General features: G+C 40.0%; 18 protein-coding genes. 10 read left to right on the top strand and 8 right to left on the bottom strand.

What is annotated here, in order from left to right; genetic code table 11:
- Positions 1-120: 120 nt before the first annotated feature.
- The 6 genes from B0X70_RS04885 to B0X70_RS25730 are packed head-to-tail and all read left to right on the top strand — an operon-like array spanning position 121 to position 3,380.
- A complete protein-coding gene (locus tag B0X70_RS04885; protein WP_036780498.1) occupies positions 121-468 on the top strand; it encodes a hypothetical protein in 348 nt (115 codons plus the stop codon).
- Position 469: 1 nt separating this feature from the next.
- Positions 470-1,078 carry a restriction endonuclease fold toxin 5 domain-containing protein gene (locus B0X70_RS04880; protein ID WP_217471018.1) on the top strand — a complete coding sequence of 203 codons (609 nt, stop codon included), beginning with the start codon at positions 470-472 and terminating at the stop codon, positions 1,076-1,078.
- Positions 1,029-1,814: a hypothetical protein gene (locus B0X70_RS04875; RefSeq protein ID WP_336246313.1), complete on the top strand. Its 786-nt coding sequence runs from the start codon at positions 1,029-1,031 to the stop codon at positions 1,812-1,814. The genes B0X70_RS04880 and B0X70_RS04875 overlap by 50 nt, the downstream gene beginning before the upstream one ends.
- Before the next feature lie 60 nt (positions 1,815-1,874).
- A complete protein-coding gene (locus tag B0X70_RS04870; RefSeq protein ID WP_217471017.1) occupies positions 1,875-2,597 on the top strand; it encodes an Imm52 family immunity protein in 723 nt (240 codons plus the stop codon).
- A gap of 60 nt (positions 2,598-2,657) precedes the next feature.
- Entirely contained in the window at positions 2,658-3,107 is a 450-nt protein-coding gene (locus B0X70_RS25735) for a hypothetical protein (protein ID WP_336246312.1), read from the top strand.
- Between the two features lie 60 nt (positions 3,108-3,167).
- Positions 3,168-3,380, top strand: a complete 213-nt coding sequence (locus tag B0X70_RS25730; RefSeq protein ID WP_336246311.1) for a hypothetical protein — start codon at positions 3,168-3,170, stop codon at positions 3,378-3,380.
- A 65-nt stretch (positions 3,381-3,445) separates the two neighbouring features.
- Here the strand turns inward: B0X70_RS25730 and B0X70_RS04860 are convergent, their stop codons facing one another.
- The 6 genes from B0X70_RS04860 to rlmD form a co-directional block, all read right to left on the bottom strand.
- Positions 3,446-4,060: an AAA family ATPase gene (locus B0X70_RS04860; RefSeq protein ID WP_217471016.1), complete on the bottom strand. Its 615-nt coding sequence runs from the start codon at positions 4,058-4,060 to the stop codon at positions 3,446-3,448.
- A gap of 1,129 nt (positions 4,061-5,189) precedes the next feature.
- A complete protein-coding gene (locus tag B0X70_RS25905; RefSeq protein WP_217471015.1) occupies positions 5,190-5,522 on the bottom strand; it encodes a TauD/TfdA family dioxygenase in 333 nt (110 codons plus the stop codon).
- The gene (locus tag B0X70_RS04850) at positions 5,515-5,766 is read right to left on the bottom strand and encodes a hypothetical protein (RefSeq protein WP_217471014.1); all 252 of its coding nucleotides are present in this window, start codon (positions 5,764-5,766) and stop codon (positions 5,515-5,517) included. The genes B0X70_RS25905 and B0X70_RS04850 overlap by 8 nt, the downstream gene beginning before the upstream one ends.
- 160 nt (positions 5,767-5,926) lie before the next feature.
- Positions 5,927-6,712, bottom strand: coding sequence for a nucleoside triphosphate pyrophosphohydrolase (gene mazG / locus B0X70_RS04845; protein WP_217471013.1), 786 nt, complete (start codon positions 6,710-6,712; stop codon positions 5,927-5,929).
- Between the two features lie 23 nt (positions 6,713-6,735).
- Positions 6,736-8,967 (bottom strand): GTP diphosphokinase, encoded by a 2,232-nt coding sequence (relA, locus tag B0X70_RS04840; RefSeq protein WP_217471012.1) that lies wholly within the window; start codon positions 8,965-8,967, stop codon positions 6,736-6,738.
- Between the two features lie 42 nt (positions 8,968-9,009).
- On the bottom strand, positions 9,010-10,326 hold the full coding sequence (rlmD, locus tag B0X70_RS04835) for a 23S rRNA (uracil(1939)-C(5))-methyltransferase RlmD (RefSeq protein WP_217471011.1): 1,317 nt from the start codon (positions 10,324-10,326) through the stop codon (positions 9,010-9,012).
- A 53-nt stretch (positions 10,327-10,379) separates the two neighbouring features.
- Here rlmD and B0X70_RS04830 point away from each other — a divergent pair, with 53 nt between their 5' ends.
- On the top strand, positions 10,380-12,731 hold the full coding sequence (locus tag B0X70_RS04830) for an ATP-binding protein (protein WP_217471010.1): 2,352 nt from the start codon (positions 10,380-10,382) through the stop codon (positions 12,729-12,731).
- Here the strand turns inward: B0X70_RS04830 and dgt are convergent.
- Positions 12,715-14,241 carry a dGTPase gene (gene dgt, locus B0X70_RS04825; RefSeq protein WP_217471009.1) on the bottom strand — a complete coding sequence of 509 codons (1,527 nt, stop codon included), beginning with the start codon at positions 14,239-14,241 and terminating at the stop codon, positions 12,715-12,717. The two genes, B0X70_RS04830 and dgt, sit on opposite strands and share 17 nt — an antisense overlap.
- Before the next feature lie 126 nt (positions 14,242-14,367).
- Between dgt and mtnN the strand changes: the two genes are divergently transcribed.
- Both mtnN and btuF read left to right on the top strand, forming a co-directional pair.
- Complete coding sequence (gene mtnN / locus B0X70_RS04820; protein ID WP_036781932.1) at positions 14,368-15,069, top strand: 5'-methylthioadenosine/S-adenosylhomocysteine nucleosidase; 702 nt, start codon at positions 14,368-14,370, stop codon at positions 15,067-15,069.
- An 80-nt stretch (positions 15,070-15,149) separates the two neighbouring features.
- Positions 15,150-15,977, top strand: coding sequence for a vitamin B12 ABC transporter substrate-binding protein BtuF (gene btuF, locus B0X70_RS04815; RefSeq protein ID WP_246593431.1), 828 nt, complete (start codon positions 15,150-15,152; stop codon positions 15,975-15,977).
- An 81-nt stretch (positions 15,978-16,058) separates the two neighbouring features.
- Here the strand turns inward: btuF and erpA are convergent, their stop codons facing one another.
- Positions 16,059-16,403 carry an iron-sulfur cluster insertion protein ErpA gene (gene erpA / locus B0X70_RS04810; RefSeq protein WP_036781943.1) on the bottom strand — a complete coding sequence of 115 codons (345 nt, stop codon included), beginning with the start codon at positions 16,401-16,403 and terminating at the stop codon, positions 16,059-16,061.
- Positions 16,404-16,721: 318 nt separating this feature from the next.
- Between erpA and B0X70_RS04805 the strand changes: the two genes are divergently transcribed.
- The gene (locus B0X70_RS04805) at positions 16,722-17,507 is read left to right on the top strand and encodes a DUF1460 domain-containing protein (protein ID WP_217471008.1); all 786 of its coding nucleotides are present in this window, start codon (positions 16,722-16,724) and stop codon (positions 17,505-17,507) included.
- The last annotated feature ends 16 nt before the right edge of the window (positions 17,508-17,523 follow it).

Below are 17,523 nucleotides of genomic sequence, written 5' to 3'. Positions count from 1 at the left end.
TTGCTTTAATTGATTAAAAAACAGTATTATTGCTTCTATAGTGATCATTTCATCTAAATCACACTCAACCCAAAGGCCCCATTATAGGTAACAGTCGCTTATGATTTAAGGAGCGGTGCCATGATTATACTGACTCAGGAACAATTCGATAAAATTATTGATGCAGAGGACAATACTTATATTGAAAAAATCAGGCAATGCATTTTGTCAGAACATGCCGACTTGGTTGTGCATGAGGATGAGAAAAATTTGCATAAGCGGCTTAAAGAAGCCTATCGGTATTTAATCGAAGACCTGGGCTTTAAAGATAAAAAGCTGATTAAATCATACCTTTATTTAACGGCATTTAATCTTAATTTCCACGGTGTACCAGAAATCAAAAATGCCCTTGAAGCAGGAGAAAACCCGGAACAACAATACAAAGATATCTTGAGAATAATAGATAAATTGTTGAAAAGGAGCAATTAACATGCCTTTACCTCTGTTAGTCCCGGCAGCCCTGACTGCTGCCGAATATGCGGCATCAGCCCTTGCGGGCATATTGGTTGGCGTTGGTGTGGGCCTCGGCGTTACGGAAATGACAAAAGACAAGGATGATGAAAAAGAGCAAGCGGAAGCCCGAACGGATGTGATCAGTACAACAAGGGAAGAATGCAAGGCTTGCCCTGCCATTGAGAAAGTGAGTCCCAGTTGGGAAAGCACCAGTTCATATTCGCAGATTACCCTTGATTATCAACTCCAGATAGCTAAAACCGTTTACAAACCGGACGCCAAACTCATACAGGTATGGGAATGTCTGGGGGTCAGTTTTGATGGCTGGCGACCAAAAGCATGCCTGTTTCTGGAATCCAAAGCGAAATATGATCAGTTTTTTAGGAAGGGAAAGCCAGTGATATGGTGGACAGGTGATGAATCCATGAAAAAGCAAGGTAGGCGACAACAAGATGTGTGCGCCTCATTGAGTGATATTCCACGTTCTCACTGGCATTTTATGGAGCCTGTAAGCGCCGCTTACTACTCACAGGAATTTGCTGGATATTTCAATATTAAAGTATTTCACACCCCCTTACTCAGATAATGCGAGACAACATATGACTATTTTATCACCAGAAATAAAGCTGTATTTTGACCGGCAAGAACCATTGACTCCTCAAATAGTATTAACTGATTTATATCAAATTACTCAACAAATCGATCACTTTTTTGGCCGTCATAAAACTTGGTATTTAACAGGTCATACTCGTAAAGAAGCATTGGAACACCTTGTTTTTGAAGAGAACCACCCGACGGAAAAAGCGTTTCAAATATTTGAAAAAAGTTACAAAGAAGATTTCCCTTTTATAGGAAAAAAAATTTGGGATGGCGAAGATGATGATCTTGCCTGTTCCCTATTTTATGAGAACTATCGTAGAGACAGGTTAGGACAAATTAAGGTAAGAATGGATCTCAATATTGACGAAAAAGAGTTTCAGTTTTCACGGTTGATTGATTTTATTACTTTTTTAGTTCTCAGTCGTAATGCTCCCTACATTATGGTAGAAACTAACGGTTATACCTTGAAGAAAAATCAGGTATTCCCCGACAGGTTAAGTGCTGGGTGGATGATTTATTTACCCTTTGTTATAGATCCCGCATTATTACCAATGGCCGCTGAAATCTTGCCTATTACCAATGATAAAGAACAATTGGGGACATTAATTATCACCAAACAAGGCATTTTTGACGGCGAAAATCAGGATGATATTGATAAAGCCAATGATATTGAAATTCAGTTGTTGAATTTGGGATTACTGCCATTAATTACTGAGGTTTAATCGCTGCTCTTATCAGGGCGGTATTTCACACCCCTTTATTTGGATAATGCGAGGTAATAAATGGCTATTTTATCGACAAAAATAAAGTTGTATTTTGACCTGAAAGAATCTTTGACTCCTCAAGTGGCACTGGCTGATTTGTATAAGATAACGCAACAGATTGATCTATTCTTTGGACATCACAAGATTTGGTTTCTTCCCGGACACTCCCGTAAGCAGGCATTAGAACACACTGCCTTTGATGAACAAGGGGCAACGAAAAAGGTAATAGAGGCATTTGAGAATGACTATAAGGAAATACCACCTTTTATTGTCCAGAAAATCTGGGATGGTGAAAATGATGATCTTGCCTGTTCTCTATTTTATGAGAACTATCGTAGAGACAGGTTAGGACAAATTAAGGTAAGAATGGATCTCAATATTGACGAAAAGGAGTTTCAATTTTCACGGTTAATTGATTTTATTACCTTTTTGGTTTTCAGCCGTAATACCCCCTACATTATGGTGGAAACTAACGGCTATACCTTGAAACGAAATCAGGTATTTCCCGACAGGTTAAGTGCAGGTTGGATGATTTATTTACCCTTTGTTATAGATCCCGCATTATTACCAATGGCAGATGAAATCTTGCCTATTGCCAATAATAAAGCGCAATTGGGGACATTAATTATCACCAAAAAAGGCATTTTTGACGGCGAAAATCAGGATGATATTGATAAAGCCAATAATGTTGAAATTCAGTTGTTGAATTTGGGATTACTGCCATTAATTACTGAGGTTTAATCGCTGCCCTTATCAGGGCGGTATTTTACACCCCTTTATTTGGATAATGCGAGGTAATAAATGGCTATTTTATCACTGGAAATAGAACTGTATTTTGACTGGAAAGAATCGTTGACTCCACAAATGGCACTCACTGATTTGTATAAAATAACGCAACAGATTGATCTATTCTTTGGACATCACAAGATTTGGTTTCTTCCCGGACACTCCCGTAAGCAGGCATTAGAACACACTGCCTTTGATGAACAAGGGGCAACGAAAAAGGTAATAGAGGCATTTGAGAATGACTATCAGGAAATACCACCTTTTATTGTCCAGAAAATCTGGGATGGTGAAGATGATGATCTTTCCTGTTCCCTATTTTATGAGAACTATCGTAGTGACAGGTTAGGACAAACTAATATAACAATAAGACTCAATATTAACGAAAAAGAGTTTCAATTTTCACGGTTGATTGATTTTATTACCTTTTTAGTTCTCAGCCGTAATGCTCCCTACATTATGGTGTAAACTAACGGCTATACCTTGAAACGAAATCAGATATTTCCCGACAGGTTAAGTGCAGGTTGGATGATTTATTTACCCTTTGTTATAGATCCCTCATTGTTACCAATGGCAGCTGAAATCTTGCCTATTACCAATGATAAAGAACAATTGGGGACATTAATTATCACCAAAAAAGGCATTTTTGACGGCGAAAATCAGGATGATATTGATAAAGCCAATGATATTGAAATTCAGTTATTGAATTTGGGATTACTGCCATTAATTACTGAGATTTAACGGCAATTGCGTTGTTTTATGTTTTTACATTCGGGCAACGCTACATGCCTACTAATCAAGATATTTTATTCCCTATGATGCATTATTTTATTACCATTTATTTCATAGGTAGTGAAATTTAATCCCTGCAAAAAGCTATCATCATGTGAGCTAAAAATAACAATTTTCTCTTCTGCAATAGAAATCATCAATTCTATTAAAAATGTTATTGAATTGGAGTCAAGGCCATTTGTTGGCTCATCAAAAATATAAACATCTGCATCCGTAATAAAAGCTGAGGTCAATAAGAATTTCTTTTTTGTGCCAAGTGACATTTGCCCATATTCAATACCAGAATATTTAGATATGCCAAAACCATTTAAATAGTAATCTAATTGATGTCTTAGATTATTTTTCCTATAACGTTTGCATAGCTTTATCACTTCCATCCCAGTAATAAAGTTATAAAAATCAACATTATCTGATACATAAAAACCATATTTCTGTAAATTAAATCGACATTTTTTCTCCTTTTTTATAAAGTTAACCATTCCTTTTTTAACCTTATTCATACCCGAAATACTTGAAAGAAAAGTCGTTTTACCCGACCCATTCATTCCCGCAATACGGTTCAATCCAACATAAAAATTACAATTGCTTTCTGAAAAAATAATCTTATCATTAATAATAACTTCAAGCATAAATAACCCCAAAAAAGCATGTAAAAGAGACAATAACACAGAGAATAATAAGTTTCATATACTGATTTCTCAATAAAGAAATAAATGAGAAAATAACTGAAAGAAAAATATAGGATATAAACATAATAACTGGAAATGATTTAACCACAAAAAAACAAAAAGCAGAAATTAAAATAGAAAATAAAAAAAAAGAAACCAAATAATTATAAAATAAAAATTTTTGCATAGACAAAAAATTAAATAAATATGAAAATAGATTCATTTCAATATATGAGAGATTATAAAACAATAACATGCACATATAGATAACAACACTGAAATATGTTAGTAATATATAATCAGCCTTGGCTGGAATTTGAGAAAACGCATTTTCACATAATATATATAAAATCAGAACAGATAATAACATAATAAATGACGATGTTTTATTTTTATGGAAATGGTATCGTAGGTTTATAATATAAGGTGATAAAAAAAATCCTGATGAGAATAATTTCTTATGCTGACTAATTGTGTGACATGATGCAGAACTTAAATATAATCTAAACGCTATTAATAAAATAGCCGATGTAAAAATAAAATTATACAATACTCCATTTCTCAATGATGCAGAAAGAATAAAGAATGCAGCAACCAAAATAAAACATAATAAATTTAACTCAAACAAGCAAAATCCAATTACAGCAAAAGAAACAATCAAAAACAACATAGATGAAGAATAATATAAAGAATTAGCATTTCCAGAAAAAAAACCTAAAGAAAAGAAAATAATCATCGGAAAAGCACTATAAATGAAAAAAAATGATACTACAAAGAAACAATGTTTTTTTATCTACCAAAGAAACAACAATTGAATTTTTCCTCGCTGTAGGAAAAAACCTTATATTAACCAAATAAAATAACACCTAGATTATTAAGGATATGGAAGAGAAATAAAACGATTTGATATAGTTCTCTGGAGTAACAATATTCGAAGACAAGATAATTAAGAACTCAATTACACCACTGGCTTTTGCCGGAAGTAATAAGAAACAAAGAAATATAATGACATTTTTGTTCCCGGACGCAAATTTTTTTATTCTGTCTCTATACTCCAATGCATCAGCTATTATTAAATTCATACAATCCCCTAAAACCAAAATCTAAACAACGTCCTTTGTGAGTCTTTCGGAAATTTCGTCCTAGAATGTAAATACAAATAATTACTAAACACAATACATTGATTTTCCCTTAAATGCAATCGGTATTGATTTTCCTTTTGATGTATAAATATATTGATATCCATAAGCATTGAGTAAACCTCTTCCGTACATTTAAAATTATTGAGTAATGGTGAAAACGATATTCCAACTCTATCTTCTATTCTTGAAAATATTCTTTTTTGAAAAAACTTATCATTGTAAAAACGAGAAAGACATTCATCATTAAATAATAATCCAGACTTTTTTCCATATTTATTCAAAATAAAAGCTCGCCAAGATAAGGTTTAAAATAATATCATTCGTTAATTTATCACCAATAGATAATCTTATACTATTATCTGTGATCTTTGAATAACCTAATGGGAAAGTATTTATTTTCATCCCATTTTCAATGACTTTATTTTTAAATAAATTAATATTATTAAAACCTCCTGAAAAGAAAATAAAATTAGCTTGACTTATAGTTACATGAATATCATTTAGCTTTGATATCTTATCTATCATAACATCTCTATATTTTTTATATTTAATATATTCGATATATCAATTTTACCTTCATTTATAATATATAGAACTAACTCAAACAGAGCTCAGGGAAATTTATTCAACACAAATTTCCCTCTTAAAAAAATAAAAACCCCAGCTTTCAGGCTATTATTTCCGGTTACTGTCTCTTAACCTGTTGCCACATTTGTTCCATTTCTTCCAATGTCGCTGCTTCCAAGGTTTGGCCTTGGTTCAGGATCAGTTTTTCTACTTCTCTAAATCGGCTCTCAAACTTATTGCATGCTTTTTGCAATGCAATTTCTGGTTTGTATCCGAGATGACGGGATAAATTAACAACAGCAAACAATAAATCGCCAATCTCTTCTTCCAGATGCTGTTGATCAACAACCGCCTGATGAGCTTCATCCATCACTTCGTCGATCTCTTCGTAAACTTTGTCCAGCACCGGCCCCAAAGTATCCCAGTCAAAACCCACCGCAGCACAACGTTTCTGTATTTTATAAGCTTTCATCAATGCCGGCAGGCTTGCCGGAATGTCATCAAGGACCGAATGTAGATCTTTTTGCGCTCTTTCCTGCGCCTTACTTTTTTCCCAACCACTGATAGCCACATCACCGCTGATATCCTGCTGCTGACCGAAAATATGTGGATGGCGGCGCTCCAGTTTATCGCTAATTGCATGGCAGATATCATCAAAATCAAACAACTGTTGCTCTTTGCCCATTTCAGCATAGAACACCACCTGAAATAACAGATCGCCCAATTCTTCTTTTAGATCAGAAAAATCACCGCGCTCAATGGCATCAATGACTTCATAAGTCTCTTCTAATGTATAAGGCGCGATGGTTTTGAATGTTTGTTGTTTATTCCAAGGACATCCCTGTTGAGGGTGGCGCAACTGCGCCATAATCTCCAGTAACCGTTCTATCGCAAATGATTTCATTTTTTATCCAAATTTTCCTACGGTCAGTTGCCATGAAGACGCCTGGCTTCAATAACATCCGGTAACTGATTGATTTTCGCCAAGATCCGCCCCAGTACTTGCAGGTTATAAATCTCAATATTCATATCGATGGTGGCAATCTGCTGTTTTATATCACTGCGGCTACTCACCCCAAGCACGTTCACCTTCTCATTCGCCAAGATCGTGGTGATATCACGCAATAATCCACTGCGATCGTTCGCAACAACACGCACAATCAGTGAGTAACCACTGGAATAGCTCTCTCCCCAAACCGCATCCACCACCCTTTCCGGCGCATTCGCCTGCAACTCCGCCAACTGTTCACAATCAACCCAATGGATAGAGATTCCCCGACCACGCGTGATAAAGCCGACAATCTCATCGCCGGGAATTGGCTGGCAGCAACGGGCAATGTGATGCATCAAATTACCCACACCTTCTACCACAATCCGCCCGTCATCTTTAGCAGAACTACGCTGTGGGTGTGATTTACTCTCTAAATTGCGAAGCGCTTCCCGATCTGCATCCTCTGCGGTGGTTTTCTTGAGTTTGCTTTGTAAGAAATTGACCAATTGGTTAATGCGGATATCACCAACGCCAATTCCCGCCAGTACTTCATCAAGTGTATGGACGTTATAACGGGCAATGAGCAGCTTTTCCGCCTCTTTTAGGCTGAGATCCAAGTGTTCCAGTTCGTTATCCAGCATCTGACGACCAGCAATGATGTTTTTATCCCGATCCTGTTTACGGAACCAGTTATGGATTTTCGCCCGACCGCGGCTGGTGGTGACATATCCCAAGTTTGGATTTAACCAATCACGACTTGGGTTCGGATGTTTCTGTGTGATGATTTCAATCTGATCGCCCATTTGTAATTGATAGCTGAATGGCACAATGCGACCACTGATTTTCGCTCCAATACAACGATGCCCCACATCGCTGTGAATATGGTAGGCAAAATCCAGCGGCGTAGAACCGGTAGGTAAATCAATAACATCGCCTTTCGGTGTAAATACATATACCCGATCATCAAACACCTGGCTGCGAACTTCATCCAGCATCTCACCAGAATCAGCCATCTCTTCCTGCCATGCGATCAATTTACGCAGCCACGCAATGCGTCCTTCATATCCGGCACGACTGCCCGCCACCGCTCCCTCTTTATATTTCCAGTGGGCGGCTATTCCCAATTCCGCATCTTCATGCATCTGACGGGTGCGGATCTGAATTTCCAATGTCTTACCACTTGGCCCAAGCACTACGGTATGAATAGATTGATAACCATTCGGCTTTGGGTTAGCAACATAATCATCAAATTCATCCGGCAAATGACGATAGTGAGTATGTACTATCCCCAGCGCCGCGTAGCAATCCTGCAAACGTTCAACCACAATTCGCACAGCCCGAACATCAAACAGCTCATCAAATGCCAGTGATTTTTTCTGCATTTTGCGCCAAATGCTGTAGATATGTTTAGGACGCCCGTATATCTCAGTAGTGACGCCCTCCTTGAGCGTATGCTTGCGTAATGTATTGACAAAGTGATCAATATACTGCTCACGATCAATTCGGCGTTCATGCAGTAATTTCGCAATTTTTTTATATTCATCAGGATGAAGATAACGGAAGCAGTAATCCTCAAGCTCCCATTTAAGTTGACCAATACCTAATCGGTTAGCGAGCGGCGCATAAATGTTGGAACACTCTTTCGCAGCCAGTACACGCTCATCTTCAGTCGCCTCTTTAACTTCCCGCAAATGGGCAATCCGCTCTGCCAATTTGATAATGACACAACGAAAATCTTCCACCATCGCCAGTAGCATCCGGCGAACATTATCAACCTGTACAGAGCAGATTGAATCGTGATGAGTGGCTTTTAACTGGCGAATGGCGTCCATTTCCATAACGCCTTTCACCAGATTGGTAATTACACTGCCAAACGCCCCGGTGACGGTTTGATCGTCAAGTAATTTAGCTTCCATCAACGGGAATAGTAGCGCAGCACGCATGCTGTCATTATCCATACTTAGCGTAGAGAGGATCTCAACCATCTCTACGCCACGCCATAATAGAAGTTCTGAATCAGGATGATTTTGCGCTTTTTCGTGACAATAACGCCAGGTTTCGGCTAATTTTTCACCCAATTGAAGATTCGCTACATTTAAACTAGCGATCCACCTGTTTACTGCAAACTCTCCCGCAGGGGTTAAATGAGCACTTCTTACCGCAACCATAATCTCTCCCGATTACTTCATAGCTTCTATCCAACCATGATCTTAACGACTAAATAGCGCCATTGACTCCAAATGGCCTGTATGCGGAAACATGTCCAGCATCCGCACATTGATAATTTGATAGCCAGCCTCAAGCAGAATCTTACTGTCCCGCGCCAATGTTGTTGGATTACAAGAGACGTAGACCACTTTTTCCGGGGCTAATGCAACAATGTGTGACATGACTCCTGCCGCACCCGCACGCGCCGGATCTAATAAAACCTTGTTAAACCCCTGTTTCGCCCAAGATTGCTGATGTATGTCAGCTTCCAAATTCTCATGGCAGAAAGATATGTTATCCAAATTATTTAATCTGGCATTATATTGCCCATTAGCCACCAGCGTGGCAACCCCTTCGACTCCGACCACAGATTGCACTACGCGACCAATAGGTAAGGTAAAATTCCCCATTCCACAGAACAGATCGAGCACCCTGTCATTCGGTTGTAAATCGAGCCACTCCATCGCCTGCGCAACCATTTGTTGGTTCACCTGATCGTTAACCTGAATAAAATCTCTTGGACTGAAAACCAGTTTCAAGCCACCTACCTGATACCAAGGTTCCGGCGGTTGATTCAGTGATTCAAGTGAGGTTTCATCCGCTGCCAGATAGACAGCAACGTTATGTTGCACGGAAAATGTGCATAGTTTCTCTTTATCTTCCCGTTTCAAGGGATCAAGATGGCGCAATATCATCAATGGACCATTATCTGCTAGCACCAACTCCACATGTCCCAACCGTTTAACCGCTTTCAAGTTATTCAGACACTGAGATAATGGCTGCAATAACTGTTCCAATTCAGGTCGCAAAACAGGGCACTCTTTTATAGCAACTAATTCATTAGATTGATTTTGACGAAATCCCATCACCAGTTGGCGCTGCTTTACTTGATAATGTAAACCAAGCCTTGCCCGACGCCGATAACCATATTCGGGACCGAGAATCACCGGCTTGGCAGAAACCGTTACACCGGTTTCCCGTCTAATCAGATGTTCGAGGACGCTGGCTTTACTCTCACGTTGTAAATCAGGCGCAACATGTTGTTGCTGACAACCGCCACATACTCCAAAATGCGGACAACGGGGATTTACACGATATGGACTGTCAGATAGACGCTTAACCAACTTTGCTTTTGCAAACTGGCGCTTCTCTTCCGTTAGTTGTACCTGTGCTTGTTCACCGGGCAATAATCCGGCGACAAAAATAGTTTTACCCTGATAGCGAGCTACACCCTGCCCTTGGGCATCCAGATTATCAGCAGTAACTGTGATGATATGTCGATTTACTATTCGGCGGTTGGGGGAATAAAATTGCACCATGATTCTTACGGACTATGAATTATTAAGTTCTTATTTTCCCACAATGGACGATTATGACCAAATATAGCTTACGCATCCGCATGATGAGCCTGATCCTGGTTCCCATTTTACTGGTTGGCATGTTTTTCAGTATCTCATTCCTCTGTTATCACTATCGTGAACTGAAAAATCAAATTGTTCGATCTGGGATCAGTATTATTGAACCCCTTTCCATCGCCAGTGAAATTGGCATAAACCTGCACAACCGTGAACGTGTCAACTCATTGATAACCCGGCTTCATCGCAGAAATTCTGAGATAGTTCGGGCGATTGCCATTTTTAATGATGATAATCAGCTATTTGATATATCAAACTATAAATACAATGCAGCTCAACTACAGATCTCGCCAGATATGCCGCTGCCAACCACCCTGACAAAAACGGAGGTTAAAAATAGTATTATTTTACGCATACCCATTATTTCAGAACACTATTTGTCCCAGAATCAGCAACATGCTGACGCCCCATCTTTACATCCGATTGGCTATATCGCTATTGATCTCGATTTACGGTCAGCTCACTTACAGCAATATAAAGAAATCGTTATTTTTATATTACTATTACTCATTTGCCTCGGTTGGGCATCGCTGTTCGCCTACCATTTGGTTCGTAAGATCACCAAGCCTATCAGCGATATCGTCAGTACTGTCGATAGAATTCGCCAAGGACAATTAAATAGCCGTGTCAATGGGAAATATTTTGGTGAATTGGATACGTTGAAGAATGGCATTAATGCAATGGCCAAATCGCTCTCCAGCTATAAAGAAGAGATGCAAAACGATATTTATCAGGCAACGTCAGATCTTCGGGCGACAATGGAGCAATTCGAAATTCAGAACGTTGAGCTGGCAATAGCGAAAAAACGCGCTCAAGAAGCAGCCAGAATAAAAACGGAATTTCTGGCAAACATGTCTCATGAATTACGCACACCACTTAATGGCGTCATTGGCTTCACCCGCCAAGCATTGAAAACACCTTTAACAATACAGCAAACTGAATATCTGTATATTATCGAGCGTTCCGCTAATCATCTACTGAACATTATCAATGATATACTGGATTTTTCACGGCTTGAAGCGGATAAATTGGTATTGGAAAACATTCCATTCCTGCTACAAGATACGATTGATGAAGTTATGGTGTTACTGACACTCAGCGCCAAAAGTAAGAATATTCAGCTAACTCACCATGTTGATCCCCAAATACCGAATCTGGTCGTAGGCGACCCTACGCGCCTCCAGCAAATATTCACCAATATCATCGGTAACGCGATTAAATTCACTGACCAAGGTTCTGTGGAGATCAATATCAATCTGCTACAACAGAAGCACCATAAAATCAATTTAGAGATTACGGTTAGCGATACAGGTATTGGTATCAGCCCTGAACAGCAACCTCACCTATTTCAGGCTTTTCATCAAGCAAATGCCAGCATTTCCCGCCGTTATGGCGGCACCGGCCTCGGTCTGGTTATTACACGGAAACTGATCCAAGAAATGGGCGGAAATATCAGTTTTACCAGTGAGCCGAAAAAAGGTTCTGTTTTCCGTTTTGATTTATGGCTAGGAAAAAACGATTTCATTCTAACCGGCTCGGTTGTACCACAAAAGACGCTTATCCATCCCCCACGTTTACCGATGACCGTCATGGCCGTTGACGATAATCCAGCTAACCTCAAACTAATAGGCTCATTACTGGAAGAAATCGTGGAAAAAACCGTGCTATGTAGCAGTGGAGAAGAAGCTTTGCAGTCAGTAACCGCTCACCATTTTGATGTTATTCTGATGGATATTCATATGCCAGGTATGGATGGCATCTGTGCTTCCGACCGCATCCACCAGCTACCGCAGCACCGCAGTACGCCGATCATTGCGGTTACAGCCTATACTTGCCGACCAAAGAGCGATACAGATCAATCGCCATTTGAGGATTTCCTGACCAAACCTCTTGATGAAGATCGCCTGAGATCGGTGTTAAATCGCTACGTCAAAATGCCAAAATCACAACATATTAACTGGTCATTAGCGTTACAACAGGCAATTGGAAAAGAACAGCTAGCTATGGACATGCTGCAAATGTTGGTAGATTTACTACCAACGATTAAAACAATCACAGAAAAAGTTTTATCAGGGGAAACGGTGGAAGATTATCAGCAGCAGATCCATAAACTACACGGTAGCTGCTGTTATAGCGGCGTGCCGCAACTTAAAGCCCTCTGCCAATTAATCGAACAACAATTACAACAAGGCGTTCAACTAACTGATATAGAACCTGAATTGTTGGAACTAGCAGATGAAATTGATAATGTCCTTACCGCCGCTAAAAAAATATTGAGTAGCGGCGAGAACATCAATTGCACACAATAAATTTGCGATACTCTTCATAAGCATAATTATCTGTCATGCCACTGATGTAATCCTGAATAAGACGAGCGCGATAATAGAACTCCATCAGCTCTTTTTCAGATTGATCAGTGGCAACAATTTTCTCTACTGCTTCACCATAAGCGAGACGATGTTTGGTGGAAAGTTTGTGTAACAGCCGGGTTTCCATAAAATAATCTTTGTGGAAATTGTTTTGGTTCAGTTCCACAAAATCCTGACGGGACATCTTCAATAACGGATAATAAAAATCCAATAACCCATTGATGATTCGGTATCCCTGCAACTCTAATTTTTCAATCTCTGGATGATTAAACACTCTCTTACAAGCAATGTTTTTCAATGTTCTAAGTAACCGATGCTCCTCGCTCTTATCTTCAAGTAGCGCTTGATTAAATGAACCCTCAAAAACAGCCGGCAGATGATCAATAAAACGACGAGCAGTGTAAGGCACAAGTTTGCCGGTAATATAAACCCGCAGATACATAAAAAATTGGTCCTGCTGACTTCGACGTAATTCGTTACCGTGAATTCCCTTGTACGCCTTTCTGACCGTTACGTCGAATAGATCCCCGGCCCGATGACCGCCATTTTCTTGCCACTCCTGTTCCAAATATCCCATCAGGGTATCGACGTTGAAAATCGCTTTTTCAACAGCATCATCCAAATCAGCAATGCAATAAGAGATATCATCTGCGGCTTCCATAATATAAGTCAGTGGGAAGCGACAAAATTCACCCATTTTAAGCTCACGGCGTAATTCGCGCACAAAATGCGCTTCCGACCAATAAAAACCCGGTTTTTTCATCAAGTAATTAAATTGATTCGGTGTTTCTTCAAGACGAAAAGCAGGACAAGTATATTTTAGAATACAGCCAACCTGAGCATAAGTCAGATTGAGTTTTAATAAGCTATGCACCATTCGGATAGCTTGAGCATTCCCTTCAAACTGACACAGATCTTTACGCAACTGGCGACGAAAGCGATCTTTTTTCACATCGCCACACAAACGCAATGCGGGTATTTCACATTGATCTTCCCGCTTAATATTTTCCAGGGAAAAATTAAGGTCGAGTTTTCTGGCAAACCAATCTTTAATTGCCGCTTCACCAAAATGACCAAATGGCGGATTACCAATATCGTGCATTAAACAAGCCATTTCAATCAAACTTTCAAATGATAATAGCCGTTTGTCCAGCCCGTAATCGGCCAGCAAATTACGCGTTCTCAATTCATTAATAATCGTTTTTGAAATATGGCGTCCAACCTGTTGCACTTCTAATGAATGCGTCAAGCGACTGCGGACAGCGGCATTATTTTCCAGCGGAAAAACCTGTGTTTTCTGCTGTAAACGGCGAATAGCCGCTGAATTCATAATCCGCCCACGATCGCTTTCAAACTGGCGAATAACCTGTTCTTCATCATTAGGATCAATATGATACTGACGGTATTTACGCTGATAGTTAAGCTTCTGACTAAAGTCTATCCCGGACATTTATCCCCCGACTTGTGAGATAGCACTGTTTTACATCACAGATTATCTGATTGTTCCGAATTCAATGTTAAACTCAAACACGAGATGATTTTATATGATTAATTAATCAACAGCGAGTATGACATCATGAAAGTAGGCGTGATAGGTGCTATGGAACAAGAAGTGACTTTACTGCGCGATCAAATTGAAGATTGCCAAACACTGTCACGAGGTGGTTGCGAAATCTATACCGGTAAGCTCAACGGCGTGGAGATCGCACTATTAAAATCCGGTATTGGTAAAGTTTCTGCCGCAATTGGCACAACTTTGCTGCTTGAACATTGTCAGCCTGATGTAATTATTAACACCGGATCAGCCGGTGGCCTTGATCCGAAGCTACAAGTCGGTGATATCGTGGTATCCAGCGAAGTTCGCTATCATGACGCTGATGTCACCGCGTTTGGTTATGAACCCGGTCAGATGGCGCAATGTCCTCCGGCTTTCGTGGCGGACGACCAACTCATTGCTCTGGCGGAAGAGTGTATTCATTCACTGAATCTGAACGCAGTACATGGGCTGATTTGCAGCGGCGATGCCTTTATTAATGGCGCGGAACCACTGGCGCGTATCCGGGCGACGTTCCCACAAGTGACCGCGGTAGAAATGGAAGCCGCAGCGATAGGGCATGTCTGCCACCAATACAACACTCCGTTTGTCGTTGTGCGTGCTATCTCCGATGTGGCAGATAAAGAATCTCATATCAGCTTTGATGAATTTCTTGCCGTGGCAGCCCGTCAATCTACATTGATGGTCAACGCAATGCTGACAACGCTGAGTCAAGATAAATAATATATTACTGACACGCCCTGATTAATATTTTCGGGCGTGTTTGCCGGCGACATATTTCATGTTTTAAAGAGCGCACATTAATGAAATGGATAAAAAGCACGAGTTCAATTGGATTATTGCTTTTACTGTTTCTCAGTAATTTCAGCCATTTTCTGTATGCCACGCCCTTACGAGTAATCAGTTTATCGCCGTCAACCACTGAATTAGCCTACGCCGCCGGGTTAAGTGACAATTTAATTGCCGCCAGCGCCTACTCTGATTATCCCCCTCAAGCCCGTAAACTTGAGCAAGTGGCTAACTGGCAAGGCGTCAATCTGGAACGCATTATTACTCTTAAACCTGATCTGATTCTGGCATGGCGCGGAGGTAATCCCCAACGTCCACTGGAACAACTTGCTGCTTTTGGCATTAAAATCTTTTATTCCGATCCCACCACCACCGAACAGATAGCGCAGGATTTAGAACGGCTCGCTGAATATAGTCCTCACCCAGAACAAGCAAAAAAATCCGCGACTGAACTTCGTCAACGATTTGCCAATTTGCAACAAAAATATGCCGCCACGACACCAAAACCGGTCTTTTTACAATTCGGCACTTATCCTCTGTTTACCGCTTCAGGACATACACTGCAAAGTGAAGTGCTTTCAATCTGTGGCGGCAGAAATATTTTTGCCGACAGCCCCGTCCCCTGGCCCCAAGTCAGTCGGGAGCAAGTACTCATCAGGAAACCTGAGATAATTGTTATCAGCGGCGGGCAGGAACAGGTCAGATTAATTGAAAATTTCTGGCATCCACAATTGCAGGCCAAAGTGATTACATTATATGAAGATTGGTTTCATCGCGCGGGACCGCGCATCATTCTGGCAGCCGAACAGCTATGCCAGCAATTGAACGATGATGGTTCCTGATAAATCAAAATTATTTGAAAGATGACAGGAATATCCCGCAATAACATTCATAGACCTGTCATCGCGGGATATTCCCTAGAATCAAATACTGAAAGAAGAGCCGCAACCACAGGTTGTCTTCGCATTAGGGTTGGTGACGATAAAACGTGAACCTTCCAGACCTTCGGTATAATCCACACAACCACCTACCAAATATTGCAGGCTCATCGGATCAACAACCAACTCCACCCCCTGCTTCTCAATGGTCATATCACCTTCATTTATTTGATCATCAAAGGTAAAACCATACTGGAAGCCACTGCATCCTCCACCGGTGATATAAACCCGTAAACGCAAGTTTGGGTTTTCTTCATCCGAAACCAAGATTTTCACTTTGTTAGCGGCAGCATCCGTAAACTGCAAAGGTAATGCGATATCATCGCTCATCATTTTTACTCCAGACTGGAACCCGGCAAAGATATTTAGAAGACAACAAAAATTTGCCGATCATTAATAACTCGGATTATCCAATACCTGATTGGTTCGTTCAAGTTTTGTCATTTTGACAACACACCAACCGCCAAAAAATTATCACACCTGTAGCTTACTATTGCCAGCCTGTTACGATAGCCCCAAAGGACATTAAGCCGTCACTATAGTTAAATCCTTAGTCAATCAATTAGCAATAAGAAGGAAAAATATTGATTTATCATCATGATTAGTTACTTTATTGAATATTTTTCAAAGTAATCACATGGAGTTCCTATGCGAAAAATGTTACCACTGATGCTTGTTGCCACGCTGGCAAGCTGTGCTACTCATAGCAAACAAGCCGATATTGACAGCTATACCGCGAAAAAAATTAATGAAATTATAGACAACCAGGTAAAACCAGGAAATAAAGATAATCCAGGTGAAATAATAAAAAACGTCTCTTATCAATTCCTGGGCACACCTTATGCCGCAAACAAACTTATTGGCTCCCCGACTGAACCTGAAAAATTAGTGATAGATTTTAACGGGTTAGACTGTTTTACTTTCCTTGATTATGTAGAATCGCTAAGGAAATCCAACGACCAAAATGATTTTGTAAAAAATCTCATCCAGACAAGATATATCGACGGAAAGATTAGCTTTTTGCAAAGAAAACACTTCTTTACAGATTGGTCAACCAGAGAAAAATTAAATGCCAAAGATGTAACGGATGAAATAAGTCCTTCTTACATAACAATCACAAAAAGCCTAAATAAAAAGGCTGATGGTAGCGAATATATCCCCGGACTGGGTGTCACCAAAAGAGAGATCAAATATATTCCAGGCGATAAGGTCAATGATGCCGTTATTAAGAACTTAAAAACGGGCGATTATATTGGAATATATACCCATCTTGCCGGGCTGGATGTCACACATACAGGGATTTTTATTATGACGGATCATGGCCCAATGCTGAGGAATGCATCCTCACTTGCTGCGAATAAAAAAGTTGTCGATTCACCATTTCTTGATTACGTAAAGAATAAACCCGGAATTATCGTTCTAAGAGCATTATAATCCGTGGGGCAAACGG

The organism is Photorhabdus akhurstii, from assembly GCF_019090985.1.
Lineage (GTDB): Bacteria > Pseudomonadota > Gammaproteobacteria > Enterobacterales > Enterobacteriaceae > Photorhabdus > Photorhabdus akhurstii.
This window is presented reverse-complemented; position numbering and strand designations above follow the sequence as displayed.